Genomic DNA, 14,784 nt, shown 5'->3' with positions numbered 1-14,784 from the left:
AGGCGATAGATAATAGCGATAAGTAAGGAGGATGAGCAGATGGTAGATAATGCTGAAAATCAAGGGGAATTCATAAGTGATTTTTTCTCAAGCAACGAGTTTAATGAAACATTTACTTATGAGGAAGATGACTTAGGTGCAACTTATAAAAAAGAGACTACAAAATTTCGTGTATGGGCACCAACAGCATCAAACGTTGATTTAAATTTATATAGTTCTGGTGATGGAGATACTTTACTCGAAGTAATTCCTATGATTAAGGATGTAAAAGGAACATGGGTTACCAATGTAGAAAAAGATTTACATAAAATATATTATACATATTCAGTGACGGTTAATGGAATCACAAATGAGGCGGTTGATCCCTATGCAAAGGCGACTGGCGTCAATGGTAAACGTGGTATGGTAATAGACTTATTAGCTACGGACCAAAGTGGATTTGAAGATGATGAACGTCCGATATTATGTTCTCCAACGGATGCAGTTATCTACGAGTTACACATTAAAGACTTATCATCGGATGCGAGTTCTGGTATGAAAAACGTTGGTAAATTTCTAGCGTTAACAGAAACAGGAACAAAAAATTCATATGGGCAAGCTACTGGTATTGACCATTTAAAGGAATTAGGTATAACACATTTGCACTTGCTTCCCTCCTTTGACTATGCATCAATCGATGAATCAAATCCAGAATCCAATGCATTTAACTGGGGATACGATCCGCTAAACTACAACGTACCAGAAGGTTCCTATTCCACGGATCCATATCATGGAGAAGTTCGTGTCAATGAATTCAAACAAATGGTTCAAAGCTTACATGAAAATGGAATTCGCATTGTTATGGACGTTGTATATAATCATACATTTTCTGTGGATTCAAATCTGAATAAAATAGTGCCTGATTATTATTATCGTAAAGTTGGAGGTTCCTATACCAATGGATCTGGATGTGGAAATGAAACTGCATCAGAACGTGCCATGGTTAGAAAATTTATTGTGGATTCTGTGGTATATTGGGCAAGAGAATATCATGTAGATGGTTTTCGCTTTGATCTTATGGGAGTACATGACATAGACACGATGAAAGCTATAAAAGAGGCATTACATGATATAGATCCAAGCATTATCATTTATGGAGAAGGTTGGACGGGCGGACCATCAGCACTTAACCCAGAATTAAGTGCAAGAAAAGCGAACACTTATAAGATGATGGGCATTGCATCTTTTAGTGATGATATTAGAGATGCTATAAAAGGCAGCGTATTTGATTTTCATGAGAAGGGTTTTGTAAGTGGGAAACAAGGATTAGAAGAAAACATCAAATTTGGTGTTGTAGCAGCGACCAACTACTCTGGTATTGATTTTTCAAAAACTTCATCGGGTCAATATTGGGCTGGTGATCCAAGTCAGTGTATTAATTATGTTTCATGTCATGACAATCTAACATTATATGATAAGTTACGTATTTCAAACCCCGCAGACAGCTTTGAAGATATTGTTAAAATGAACAAACTAGCCAGTGCTATTATATTTACCTCACAGGGAATACCATTTATACAAGCAGGAGAGGAGTTCTTAAGAAGTAAACCATCCGCAGTAAAGCCTGGTGAATTTGATGAAAATAGTTATAAATCACCGGATAGTACCAATAGTTTAAAATGGGATAATATAAAACAATTTGAAGATGTATATGCTTATTATAAAGGCCTTATTGCATTTCGTAAGGAGCATGCAGGATTGCGTTTAAGGACAACAGAGGAAATTAACAATCAATTGACGTTTGTTAAAGGTTTAGAGAGTAATATAGTAGCATATCAAATTGAACATAAGCTAGATCATGCAACGACAGAGCATATCTTTGTAATTTATAATGCAAACAAAGAGAGTAAGAGCATAGCTTTGCCTGAAGGAGCATGGAATGTGTATGTAAACGGAGAGAAAGCAGGAATTGAGAGTATAAAAGAAGTGACAGGTGAAATTTTGGTAGAACCGATATCAGCCATGGTTTTAGTAAAACAGACAACCGTGAGCACTAATTAGCAATCATATAACTAACTTCACACATTCGTCATAGTCGCGTCGATGCAAAGGTTTTAATCATGGTAATTAATATACTGTTTCGGCTGAATTTATCAAATATAGTAGAGATTTTGAAACTGCGAAGTTTGAGTGAAATACTATAAATGAAATAGTTTTATCTAATAATAGAAGAAGATATAAAGGATAGTAAGCAACACTTGTAAATGAAAAAGATTATCATTTACAAGTGTTGCTTTTTTAATACCCAATAGTTATAATGTCATAGGAAGTTAGCGCAGACTAACCCAAAAATTGGTTTGGGAACATACCAGAAAGAGGATGATATGAAGAAAAAACCATTAAGATTATTGTACTTATTATTTGCATTTGTATTTTTAGGAATAGGAGCTGTTGGTGTAATTATACCAGTATTACCAACCACTCCTTTTTTATTGTTGGCTTCGTATTTTTTTGCAAAAGGATCGGAGAAATTTCATCGTTGGTTCATGTCAACAAAGTTATATAAAAAGCACTTAGAGAGTTTTGTTAACAATCGTGCAATGACATTAAAGACGAAGCTTAGTATCTTATTACCAGTGTCTGCGATGTTATTAATTACATTTTATTTTGTGAATAACCTTCATGCGAGAATTTTTATAGCAGCAGTGATTGTATTTAAATATTATTATTTTACATTTCACATTAAGACTATAAAAGAAAATAAAGAGGCATTAGATTCCTTAAGTGAGTAATTGAATACAAATTTTTTGTACAGTATCGTAGCAATGAAAGTGACATACTGAGGTGGAATATGAGTAAAACCAAAACGATTGAAGAAAAGAGAGAATTAGAAAAAGAAGTTGTTACTTGGATGATTAAAAAGTATTGTAAAGGGAATCACAAAGCGAAACATGGTGGTAATGTGCCATGTGAGGAATGTCAACAACTGATTGATTATGCAATTTTTCGAAGTGATAAATGTCCATTTATTGAGACAAAAACATTTTGTAACAATTGTAGGGTTCATTGTTATAAACCAGAAATGAGAGCGAAAATTAAAGAAGTTATGCGTTATTCTGGGCCGAGAATGCTTTTTAACCATCCAGTTATGGCAATCAATCATGTGATTTTAAGTAGAAAAGAAAAAAAAGCGGTTGAGAAAACTGCTTCAAAAGAAAAGTAAGAGATTGAAAAGTCAACATTTTAGCGAAGTAAGTAGTTGAAAATCAACTCTTAATAATGAAAGGGATAGGAAGAAAAATGATAAATAAACGGTTAGTTCGTTTACTAGGAAATTCCGTTCATCATATAAAGTTAAATGTTTTATGGAATTTTATTGCGCTTATTGCAAATGTAGTTGCGATTTTTACGATTGGTAGTTTATTAGAAGATGCTTATTTTAAGCGAGCAACGACAAATGATATTATTAAAATGGTGGTTGTCGTTGGTATAGTAATTATAATTCGAATGTGCTGTCATTTGCTTGCTGCGAAATCTTCTTATCTAGCATCATCAAACGTAAAACAAGTACTTAGAGAAAAGGTATATAAAAAGTTATTGAAATTAGGGATTTCTTATCAAGAACATGTTTCAACTTCTGAAGTAGTACAAGTAAGTGTAGAAGGAATTGAACAATTAGAAATCTACTTTGGTAGATATTTGCCACAGTTATTTTATAGTCTACTAGCACCATTTACCTTGTTCATAATATTATCTTTTGTGAATTTTAAGTCAGCCATTGTATTACTAATCTGTGTTCCACTGATTCCAATATCAATTATTGCAGTTCAAAAATTTGCTAAGAAATTATTAAATAAATACTGGGGTATTTATACCGATTTAGGGGATAGTTTTTTAGAAAATCTTCAAGGATTAACCACATTAAAAATCTATCAAGCAGATGAAGTTAAATCAAAAGAAATGGATGTGGAAGCAGAACGTTTTCGTAAAATAACCATGCGAGTACTTATTATGCAGTTAAATTCAATCAGTTTAATGGATTTAATTTCTTTTGGTGGAGCAGCTCTTGGTGTAATCGTTGCAGTTACACAATTTCAAAAAGGTAATATAGGAATTACCGAAACATTTGCAATCATTATGCTTGCTTCAGAATTTTTTATACCACTTCGTTTGTTAGGATCATTTTTCCATATTGCAATGAATGGAATGGCAGCCAGTGAAAAGTTATTCCGTATACTTGATATGGAAGAACCAGATAAGAATGGAGAAAGCTTAAAGAAAGAGGATACTGAAATTACATTTGAGAAGCTTTCTTTTGCTTATGATAAAGAACGCAGTATTTTAAATAATGTAAATGCAAAGATTAAACCAAATAGTTTTGTATCTTTTGTTGGTGAATCTGGCTGTGGTAAGAGTACCTTAGTCTCTTTAATTATGGGTATTAATAGGGGCTATGAAGGTGACATTTTAATTGGTAATAAAAAGCTTTCAGAGATATCTGAGGAAAGCATTATGAATCATATCACATTGGTTCGCCACAACAGTCATCTATTTAAAGGAACGGTAGAAGATAATCTTCGAATGGCGAAACCAAATGCAACGAAGAAAGAAATGGATGAAGTCCTTAAAAAGGTTAATTTATATGACTTTTTATATCAAGAAAATGGTCTAGAAACAAAACTTTTAGAAAAGGCCTCCAACCTATCTGGTGGACAGTGTCAACGTCTTGCACTTGCTAGAGCACTTCTCCATGATACGCCAATTTACATCTTTGATTAAGCAACTTCAAATATTGATGTTGAAAGTGAAAATCAAATTATGAGTATCATTCATGAACTGGCAAAGACGAAAACGGTCATTTTAATTTCACATCGTTTAGCAAATGTAGTGCCTTCAGATCAAATCTTCTTGCTAGATGGTGGTAAGATTGCTGAAACTGGTACTCATGAAGAGTTGTTAAATAAGAGGGGAGTTTATGCAAACCTATATCAAAGTCAAATGAAACTAGAAGGCTATGCTGGAAACAATTAACATGGAAGGAGAATATATATGCGTCGAAGTGGAATAAAGATCATGGGCAATTTAATAGGGCTCGTAAAACCTCTAATTCATGTTATGTTAGTTGCAATTGCAATGGGAGTCGTAGGTTTTCTATGTTCTATTTTTATTAGTATTTTAGGTGGGTATGCAATTCTTGATATTTTAAATTTTGAGATAGGAATCTCATTAAAAACTATTTTTATATTATTAATACTTTGTGCTGTTTTTCGTGGAATTTTACGTTATGCAGAACAAGCATGTAATCATTTTATTGCCTTTAAATTATTAGCAATCATTCGTAATAAGGTATTTACAGCTTTAAGAAGACTTGCACCTGCAAAACTTGAAGGTAAGGATAAAGGAAATATTATTGCAATTATTACAAGTGATATTGAATTACTAGAAGTATTTTATGCACATACAATTTCACCAATTGTGATTGCAGTACTTACTTCTGCAATTATGGTATTATTTATTGGTAGATATCACTTTGTATTTGCTCTTATAGCGGTAGCAGGTTATATTACAGTTGGTGTTATTATCCCATTAATAATCTCTCATATTGGAAAAGATACTGGAAGTACCTATCGTAATGAATTCGGTGAGTTAAATAGCGTGTTACTTGATAGCTTACGTGGACTTTCAGAAAGTATTCAATATCAAGCGGGAGATGAGCGCTTAAAAGAGATTAATGACAAAACGAAGAAAATAGAAGGTTTACAAAAGAATCTTAAAAAGTTTGAAGGATTACAAAGTACGGTTACTGACATGGCAATTTTAGTATTTTTTATCGTCATGTTTGTAGTTAGTTTGGTATTCTATAACAACGGATATGTAGGATTTGATGGAGTTATCATTCCATCAATTGCTATGATGAGCTCTTTTGGACCAGTGGTTGCTCTTAGTAATTTATCAAATAACTTGTTACAGACATTAGCTAGTGGAAATCGTGTCTTAGACTTATTAGAAGAAGAGCCAATGGTTGAAGATATTATTGGTAAGAAGGAAGTTAAATTTGAAGGTATAAAAGCTGAAAATGTAACATTTTCCTATGATAATGAAGTTATTTTAGAAAACTTCAGCTTAGATATTCAGCCAAATCAGATTTACGGAATACAAGGCAAAAGTGGTTCTGGTAAATCTACATTATTAAAACTTTTCATGCGTTTCTGGGATGTAAATTCAGGAGCTGTTAAGGTATCAAATCAAGACGTAAGGGAAATTAATACTTCGAATCTTAGAGATATGGAAAGTTATGTTACTCAAGAAACTTACCTTTTCCATGATACAATCGCCAATAATATTAAGATAGCTAAATTAGATGCTACTATGGAGGAAGTAATCAGTGCAGCAAAGCGCGCTTCCGTACATGATTTCATCATGTCACTTCCAAAGGGATATGATACCAATGTTGGAGAATTAGGTGACAGCTTATCTGGTGGAGAAAAGCAAAGAATCGGTATTGCAAGAGCCTTCTTACATGATGCTCCATTCCTTATGTTAGACGAACCAACAAGTAACTTGGATAGTTTAAATGAAGGTATTATTTTAAAGAGTTTAAAAGAAGAATGCAAAAATAAAACGGTACTTTTCGTATCACATCGTGCATCTACATTAAATATCGCAGATACTGTATTTAAGATGAATGAGAAAAGAGTTTCCTAATATATGATAATATACTATAATAAAGCAAAGGAATGTAATTAATGCGATTATTGCGTTGATTTCACGAAGCTTTATAAGTAATAATAGCTCATAACATTTCTTGTATATTTGAAATGTTATGGGCTATTTTAATGTATACGGTAAGGAGGTTAATATGAAATTATTAATAAAGCAAAGAGTATTCTCATGGTCAGATACATATGATATTTACGATGAATTCGGTGAAGCTAAGTATTTTGTAAAGGCCGAAGTTTTTTCAATAGGCCATGTAATACATGTTTATAATCGATTTAATGAAGAAGTTGGTTGTATACGTCAGAAATTGTTAACATTTTTACCTGCCTTTGAAATAGAAATAGGTGGTCAGTATTTGGGGAAAATAAAAAAAGAATTTTCACTATTTCGACCAAAATATCAATTGGAATTTAATGACTGGCGAATTGAAGGTAATACCTTTGGTTGGGACTATGAAGTAGTTTCAGGGAACGAAGTGATAATGACAATTAGTAAAGAATTGTTCCATTGGGGTGATACCTATTCTATCAATGTTCTAGATGATGCTAATGAATTGATCGGGTTATTAATTGTAATTGCTATTGATGCCGCCAATTGCTCGAATTAGATATGCGGACTGTAGGTAATTTATTTAACTAAATAAATATTACAAGGAACAACTTTTCTTTACTTTGAAGGTAGAATTATGGTTAATGAGTTATATTAGAATAATTATATAATAGGACGTTATCAATATAATATTGACAACGTCCTTAAGTCGTACTAACTATTATTTTATTATTTCCTAATTTACTCCCTATTTATAATGTTTTTACTGCTTACATAAGTAATAACAAAGTAAGTTCCATAAACAACAATAACAAAAAATGCAGTTGCAATAACACTACTTGCTACATCCATTTGACCCATAATTTTAATAACATCATTTGCAGCGGTTAATCCAACGATTGAATGTATTATCGCAAGAAGCAGTGGTAAGAAAAAGTAGATGGCTATCTGGGTAAATAATGCCTTGTTCAACATTTTTTTATCTGCACCTAGTTTTTTTAGTAAATCATAACGCGCTTTATTATCTGTGGCTTCTGATAGCTGTTGAATTGCTAATATTGCAGCACAGGTTATCATAAATACAATTCCAAGATAGATTGCAAGATAGGAGATCAGTGCTTTGGATGTAATCGAAGATTCGTATACATTTTCTTTTGAAATTGTATAAGCAATACCGATATCTTTTGAGCCTGTATCTTTAAGAGTATCTTCTATTAGTTTTGTTAAACTTATCTCGGATTCACGATTTGTACAGTTAATGTTTAAAATGGTACTATCTACTTTCATATTAGTAACGAAGTCATCTGGTACTATAAATAATAAGCTGTCTTCACTATTGCTAATATTTTTCGTCTGAATTTCTTTTTGCGGTACTAAGCTGGCATTTCCATATTCAAGAGAAATATTTTTTGAAATAAATTGATCTGCCATTTTATCTGTAAATAGATTTTTACTATAGATATAATAATGATTGTTATCAAGGGGAATTTCTTTTTCACCTTGCATTTTTAAAAGGTCATTATAATCCGAAATTGTAATAAAACGCGCAGAATCATTTAGATAATTGAAGCTAGTTAAATCAACATTATCAAGAGAACCTTCATTTAATTTACCACGATATATATTTAATTCTTTCCACTCTGTTATATCATTAGAGGATTGAATCTCTAAGGGGAGTAAATCGTAAATTTTATAATCATTTCCTTCACTGTCCGCAAATTTAAAAAGGCTCATATTGTACGCCGCAGATTGCTTTAAGTCAGATGAAAGAACATTCTGCATACTATATCCACTAGAAAAAATACCAATGGTTAGTAGGAGTACAATGCAGACAACGGAAACAGAAATAAAATTTGTATTCACTTTACTACTTAATTGTCTTAAAATAAAAATATTAAGGTTTTTAAAATACAAGGATTTATTACCTTGTACTAATTTGGTTAAAATAGTAGCCAGTGAAAAAAAGAATAGTAACGTTCCTACAATTCCTAGTAAAATTGATGTGAAGAACTTCGAATTAATGTAAATCATTCCATTTGTGAGGATTAAATAGTATGCGAATCCTAGACAGAGGATAGCAAAAATAAATAACACGATGGAAAACCAAGTTTTCTTAATTTTTAAAGTTTCATTTTTTCTACTAGCGTATAATAAGTCAATCAATTTAAATTTTGAAATAACAAAGGAATTGAATATCATTACGATAATAAATATTAAACCAAAGTATAGAATGCTTTTTAAAGCTGCATCTGGTGCGAAGACGAATTTAAATTCTGTCATATCAGCTTCAAATAATTTAGCAGTAAACAATGACATGAACTGAGAACCAATTACGCCAAATAATAAACCTACTGCGAGAGCGGCTAAAGCAATTAATGAGGTTTCTAATAATAGAATGGTTGATATTTTACGCTTACCCATTCCAAGTGTCATGTAAACTGCAAGTTCTTTTTTTCTACGTTTGATAAAGAAGTTATTCGCATATACAATTAAGAAGCCAAGTATTACAGCCACAAACACAGATATATAAGATAAGATTTCACTAAGTGCAACCATGGCTTCGCCGGTAGATTCCGTTACAGACATTAAATCTTGTTGCGCATAAATGGAATTAAACATGTAGAATACGCAAACGCCAAAAGCAAGAGTAATAAAGTATACAGCATAATCTCGTAAACTTTTACTTACATTTTTAAAGGCTAATTTAGTCAACATTTAGATCACCTCCAAGAAGTGCAATGATCTCCATAATCTTATCAAAGAACTCTTTTCTAGTATCATTTCCACGAATTAATTCATGAAAAATCTTACCGTCTTTAATGAATAACATTCGCTTGCAATAGCTTGCAGTGTAAGCATCATGTGTAACCATTAAAATTGTAGTATTTAATTCCTCATTTAATTTCTTAAAACTCTCAAGGAGCATTCTAGCAGATTTTGAGTCTAGGGCACCTGTTGGTTCGTCCGCAAGTACGATATAAGGATTGGTTATTATGGCACGAGCAGAGGCCACTCGTTGTTTTTGCCCACCAGACATTTGATAAGGATATTTATTCAATACTTCAGTGATATTTAGGATATTTGCAACTTCTTTTATTTTTGAATCTATTTTTTTCGCTGGTGTATTTGTAATTGTTAAAGCTAAAGCGATATTTTCGTAGGCCGTTAAAGTGTCTAACAAATTAAAATCCTGAAATATAAATCCTAATTTGTCACGTCGAAATTTCGTAAGTGCGGAGGACTTCATTTCAGTAACATCTTTATCGTCTATAAAGATGTGTCCACTCGTAGGTGTATCTATCGTTGAAATGCAATTTAGTAAAGTGGTTTTACCACTACCTGAAGCTCCCATAATGCCAATATATTCACCTTCATATACTTCGAAATTAATATTATCAAGAGCTTTTGTTACATTCCCTTTTCCACCATAATATTTTTGCAAATTTGAGACTTTTAAAACTGTATTCATAATTCCTCCCATTCTGTCAATAATGATGACATCATTTAATAATTTGTGATTATTTTTTTAGATATCATAAATCGTATATACATAAATCGATATATCATAAAGTGGATATATTAAATTAGATATCATAAATCGGATACATCATAATCTGGGTATATCTTAGATCATAAATATTTTCGATCATATATATTTTAAATCGTAGATATCTTAAATCATTTTTATTTTAAATCAAATTTAAGTTACAAAACATCGAATTGTCTTACACGAAACGAACAATTTTGTCACTTAAGTTAAAATTAACGAGCAATGGATATGCATTTGGGTTATATCGATTCGGGCTTTTTAAAGTAAATACTAAAGAAGAAGCTTGTTCCATTGTTAATGTACTTGGGCTCACCCCATAATAATGATGGCTTGCCTCTTTTATACCATAACAACCTTCCCCAAAATACGCTACATTACAATATAGTTCAAGTATTTCATCCTTTGTTAATAAGCGTTCAAGTTCAAAGGCTACAAATAACTCAGCTACTTTTCGTTCCATTTTTTTCTCAAATGAAAAATATAAGTTTTTTGCAAGTTGCTGGGTAATTGTGCTACCACCCTGGGCGAAATATCCTAGTTTGATATTGTTATACATAGCTCTTGCCATTGCAATTGGGTCAAATCCAAAATGATAATAAAAGCGTTTATCTTCAGACTGTAGTAGAAGAGTTATATATTCTTTTGAAATATCTTCAAGTTTAATATAATTCTCATCCGATCGAACCTGTTCTACCATCTGTTCAACACTGATTTCATTAACAGCATTTTTATACATTTCATACCCTAGCTTTATTGTTGGGAAAATTTTTAATAATATAATCATACAAGTAACTAATATAAAGACTATAGATAATTTAAATACTCTTTTTTTCATAATGCCTCCTGTTCTCCATCTGGCTATGAAAGATTGGATGGAAGAATTAATTGAAAAGTCGTTTCGTGTAAAGGAGTAAATCCTTCATAGGAATCTATTTACTAGTTATGATTAAATTATAGCAAGTGATGATAGTAGTAACCATCGAATAAGCTTACAATAAACTTACATTATTGTCACAGTGGAAGGGTGAACTGAGAATCTAGTAAGTTTTATATCTGAAAAATACTTGTTCTTGTTATAGAATTATAATTAATAAAGGACTATATTGAATAAAGGACTATATTGAATAAAGAGTTACACTTAAAAAAGAGTTATATTTAAAAAGAATTGCATTCAATATCGTGTTGATAGAAAAGAATCTTATAAATAAAAAATGTTTCACCATCTGGGTGAAACATTTTTTATTTATAAGTAATTAATTATTACAAACCTACCATTTATTATAATTTATTGATGAAAAGCAATAAGAACGTAGATACACCAATCTATCACTCTAGTAAAATTCTACTGTCTTTTGGAAATGTAATATAAACCGTTGTTCCAACATTTTTTTCAGAAACAATATCAAATCCCAAATACATCTTATTACAAAGACGCTTACAAAGATAAAGTCCGATACCCGTTGACTTAGCAAAAGCTCTACCATTTTCACCAGTAAATCCTTTTTCAAAAACTCTAGACAAATCCTTTTTTACAATCCCAATCCCATTGTCAGTAATAGAAAGAACGATATTTTCTTGCTCTTTCTTTGCAGAAAAGGATAATTTAAGAGTATCTTTTTTATATTTCATACTATTAGAAAGAACTTGTCCGAGAATGAAATCTAGCCACTTAGGATCGCAATAAACAGTGAAATCAAGTTGGTCAAAAGATAATTCTGTTTTACATGCAATCAATTGTTTTGAGTGTTTTTTAACCGTTGATTTTACAAGAGAGTCAAGAGAAATCTCTCTAACAGAATAATCTTTCTCAAGGTTATTACTTCTGGCATAAAAAAGTGCTTGTTCTACAAAATTATCAATTCGTTTTAGTTCGTCTAATATATTATTCGTAACCGTAGTCTTGTTATTTTGACAGATTAATTCAATGCAAGAGATGGGGAGTTTTATTTCATGAATCCAGGTTTCAATATACTCTTTATACTCCTGCTCAGAAATGATATGAGAGGATATTTCATCGTTCATTGCTTTAAAAACCTGTTTTAATATGTCATATATTACTTCGCCTTCTGCAAAATCAGGTTCTTCCATTAATTGAAACAAATACTGTTTTTTATCCATCTGATTGAGATTATTATAAACATTACTATAATATCGATTTTTTTTCATAAACTCATAAAGGAGTGATGAGAAAGTAATTAAGAGTAATAAAAAAGTAATAAAAACAATAGAGGAAATTCCAATTTTAAATACACTTAATAAAACGCTTATAAATAGTATGGTAAAACACTGCGCAAAAATAAATAATAATTTATCTTTTAGAAAGCTTGAAAGTTTCATACGAGATACCCCTGTCCGCGTTTGGTACTAATAAAATTAACAGCACCTATTTCCTCTAACTTTTTGCGTAATCGGTTTACATTGACCGTGAGTGTATTATCATCTACAAATTCATCCGATTGCCAAAGTGCATCCATTAGTTCATCTCTGGAGACGATTTTGTTTTTATTATGAAGTAACACAGAAAGAATTCGCAATTCATTTTTGGTAAGTTCAGCTTCTTTGTCATTATATTTTACTAGACTTTTTGAAGGATAAAGAATTACTCCGTTGTATTCTATTAAATCCTTCGCAGGTTTTGACTCTATTCTCTTTAAAATATTAGCGATACGGGCAAGTAGAATTTGAGGATTGTAAGGTTTTGTAATAAAGTCATCTGCTCCTAAATTCATACTCATTAGCTCATCCATATCGTTATTGCGGCTAGTTACAACTACAATAGGCATGTCTGTTTGCTTTCGCAGTTCACGACATATATAGTAACCGTCTAAATACGGTAAATTAATATCAAGTAGTAATAAGTCTGGGCAGGCGTTAAGTACAACGGAAATGATATCTTTATATTCATCGCTTGTTTCACAGGTATATCCGTAGGATTCTAGCAATATCATTAGTTCACTACGTAAAGTTATATCATCTTCTACAATAAAAATTTTCATATTAAACATTTCGTATCACTTTAAGTCATTGATACTGCCTATGTTGGCATCCTTTCCCTTTTATTATTATCATATATTATTTTACTTACTACGAATAAGCTATATAATATAAATTAAAGTATACACAAATTATAATTAGAAAGCAAAAAATTGCAATAATATAAAGTAAAAATTTGCAATAATTTAATTTTTACAAAAGTCTACTTTATCGTTATCAATAAATTAGTCATAAGATAGCCACTAGATAGTCAATACTTTAAGCTAATAATGTATTCGACAATTGATTTTACTATTCAGCTTGACAACTATAGTTGTCATATGTATAATACTAGATGACAATTATCCTTGTCAAAATGACTATAAAAATAGTCAGGAGGTTATAAAATGCCGTTATATAATCGATTAAAGGAATATCGTGCTAAGATTAACGTAAATCAAACGGAGATGGGAAATCTCATAGGAGTATCAAGACAAACAATTAGCCAGATTGAGCGTGGTGATTATTCTCCTTCAGTGACTTTAGCTTTAAAAATTGCCAAGGTATTTGATGTAAAGGTAGAAGATATTTTTATTTATAGGGAGGATGAAACAAATGAATAGTAACCTTGCCGAGAAATTTAAAAAAGAGGATAGGAAGGCTTTTAAACTATTTGCGATTTTGATAATCATAGGTTTTATAGTTGGTGGTGTGATAGGAGGGCTTTCTGCTGGTATTGATAATAATACTTCTGGGCAGATTGCATCCGAATTAATAAATTTTATTAGTATAATTTCACCATTTGCAGGTCTTGTACTTACTATTCTAGTAATGATTGCAGCACAAATTTTATATCGAAATTCAAGAAACCAATATGAAATTTGGAAAGATAAATGTGAAGAAGATGAAGACGAAGAGAAAATAGAAAGTATAGAAGAGAAGTTATCTTACATATTATTATTAACTACAATTAATACAATTTTTGCATTTTTCTTTTTTGGAGTAGGGTCTATCTTACTTCCTTTTGATAACTATCAAGGCACACTTAGCATAATAAAAGAAATTTGTATGTTTGGTGGCTTTATTTTATGTTTAGTATACACAACTCTAATGCAGAAAAAAGTAGTTAATTTTGAAAAAGAAATCAATCCAATTCTTAAAGGTAGTATATATGACTTAAAGTTTTCTAAGAAATGGATTGATAGTTGTGATGAGGCATTAAAATTAAATATTTATAAAAGTGCGTATAAGGCATATTCATCTGTTAATATAACATGTGTTGTACTTTGGCTATTTTGCATCATTGGTTCTTCCTTTTGGAATTTTGGGATAATGCCTTTAGCTGTTGTAACAATTATTTGGCTAGTTCAGACGACTACCTATTATATTGAATCAATGCGTATTTCAAAATATAAGTCAAATAATAAATGAAATGAAAAAGAACCAGAACTTATATAGAAGCAGTTAGTAATTTCGAATTTAATTAAAGTGCTGTTGCAAAAGTAATAACAATT

At 31.1% G+C, this 14,784-nt stretch carries 12 protein-coding genes and 1 pseudogene; 8 read left to right on the top strand and 5 right to left on the bottom strand.

Annotated elements, in window-relative coordinates; genetic code table 11:
* Positions 1 to 39: 39 nt before the first annotated feature.
* The 6 genes and pseudogenes from pulA (at position 40) to BN4220_RS18660 (ending at position 7,306) form a co-directional block, all read left to right on the top strand.
* Positions 40 to 2,040, top strand: coding sequence for a type I pullulanase (gene pulA, locus BN4220_RS18685; protein WP_082812390.1), 2,001 nt, complete (start codon positions 40 to 42; stop codon positions 2,038 to 2,040).
* A gap of 323 nt (positions 2,041 to 2,363) precedes the next feature.
* On the top strand, positions 2,364 to 2,771 hold the full coding sequence (locus BN4220_RS18680) for a YbaN family protein (RefSeq protein WP_066720210.1): 408 nt from the start codon (positions 2,364 to 2,366) through the stop codon (positions 2,769 to 2,771).
* A 59-nt stretch (positions 2,772 to 2,830) separates the two neighbouring features.
* Positions 2,831 to 3,202, top strand: a complete 372-nt coding sequence (locus BN4220_RS18675; RefSeq protein WP_066720208.1) for a nitrous oxide-stimulated promoter family protein — start codon at positions 2,831 to 2,833, stop codon at positions 3,200 to 3,202.
* Between the two features lie 77 nt (positions 3,203 to 3,279).
* A pseudogene (locus BN4220_RS18670) lies at positions 3,280 to 5,010 on the top strand (ABC transporter ATP-binding protein/permease).
* 18 nt (positions 5,011 to 5,028) lie between these two features.
* Positions 5,029 to 6,684 carry an amino acid ABC transporter ATP-binding/permease protein gene (locus BN4220_RS18665; RefSeq protein WP_066720206.1) on the top strand — a complete coding sequence of 552 codons (1,656 nt, stop codon included), beginning with the start codon at positions 5,029 to 5,031 and terminating at the stop codon, positions 6,682 to 6,684.
* A gap of 154 nt (positions 6,685 to 6,838) precedes the next feature.
* Positions 6,839 to 7,306 carry an LURP-one-related/scramblase family protein gene (locus tag BN4220_RS18660; protein WP_066720204.1) on the top strand — a complete coding sequence of 156 codons (468 nt, stop codon included), beginning with the start codon at positions 6,839 to 6,841 and terminating at the stop codon, positions 7,304 to 7,306.
* 182 nt (positions 7,307 to 7,488) lie between these two features.
* Here BN4220_RS18660 and BN4220_RS18655 read toward each other — a convergent pair whose 3' ends face one another.
* The 5 genes from BN4220_RS18655 to BN4220_RS18635 form a co-directional block, all read right to left on the bottom strand.
* Positions 7,489 to 9,462, bottom strand: coding sequence for an FtsX-like permease family protein (locus tag BN4220_RS18655; protein ID WP_066720202.1), 1,974 nt, complete (start codon positions 9,460 to 9,462; stop codon positions 7,489 to 7,491).
* On the bottom strand, positions 9,452 to 10,216 hold the full coding sequence (locus BN4220_RS18650) for an ABC transporter ATP-binding protein (protein WP_066720199.1): 765 nt from the start codon (positions 10,214 to 10,216) through the stop codon (positions 9,452 to 9,454). The genes BN4220_RS18655 and BN4220_RS18650 overlap by 11 nt, the downstream gene beginning before the upstream one ends.
* Positions 10,217 to 10,472: 256 nt before the next feature.
* Positions 10,473 to 11,132, bottom strand: coding sequence for a biosynthetic peptidoglycan transglycosylase (locus BN4220_RS18645; RefSeq protein WP_066720197.1), 660 nt, complete (start codon positions 11,130 to 11,132; stop codon positions 10,473 to 10,475).
* Between the two features lie 491 nt (positions 11,133 to 11,623).
* Positions 11,624 to 12,634 (bottom strand): sensor histidine kinase, encoded by a 1,011-nt coding sequence (locus BN4220_RS18640; protein WP_066720194.1) that lies wholly within the window; start codon positions 12,632 to 12,634, stop codon positions 11,624 to 11,626.
* A complete protein-coding gene (locus BN4220_RS18635) occupies positions 12,631 to 13,302 on the bottom strand; it encodes a response regulator transcription factor (RefSeq protein ID WP_066720191.1) in 672 nt (223 codons plus the stop codon). The genes BN4220_RS18640 and BN4220_RS18635 overlap by 4 nt, the downstream gene beginning before the upstream one ends.
* A 375-nt stretch (positions 13,303 to 13,677) precedes the next feature.
* On the opposite strand from BN4220_RS18635, the gene BN4220_RS18630 reads away from it, so the two are divergent.
* A complete protein-coding gene (locus tag BN4220_RS18630; protein WP_066720189.1) occupies positions 13,678 to 13,893 on the top strand; it encodes a helix-turn-helix transcriptional regulator in 216 nt (71 codons plus the stop codon).
* Positions 13,886 to 14,701: a DUF3169 family protein gene (locus BN4220_RS18625; protein WP_066720187.1), complete on the top strand. Its 816-nt coding sequence runs from the start codon at positions 13,886 to 13,888 to the stop codon at positions 14,699 to 14,701. Before BN4220_RS18630 ends, BN4220_RS18625 begins: the two co-directional genes overlap by 8 nt.
* Positions 14,702 to 14,784: the final 83 nt, after the last annotated feature.

It is taken from the genome of Clostridium sp. Marseille-P299 (assembly GCF_900078195.1).
Taxonomy (GTDB): Bacteria; Bacillota; Clostridia; order Lachnospirales; family Lachnospiraceae; genus Lachnoclostridium.
This window is presented reverse-complemented; position numbering and strand designations above follow the sequence as displayed.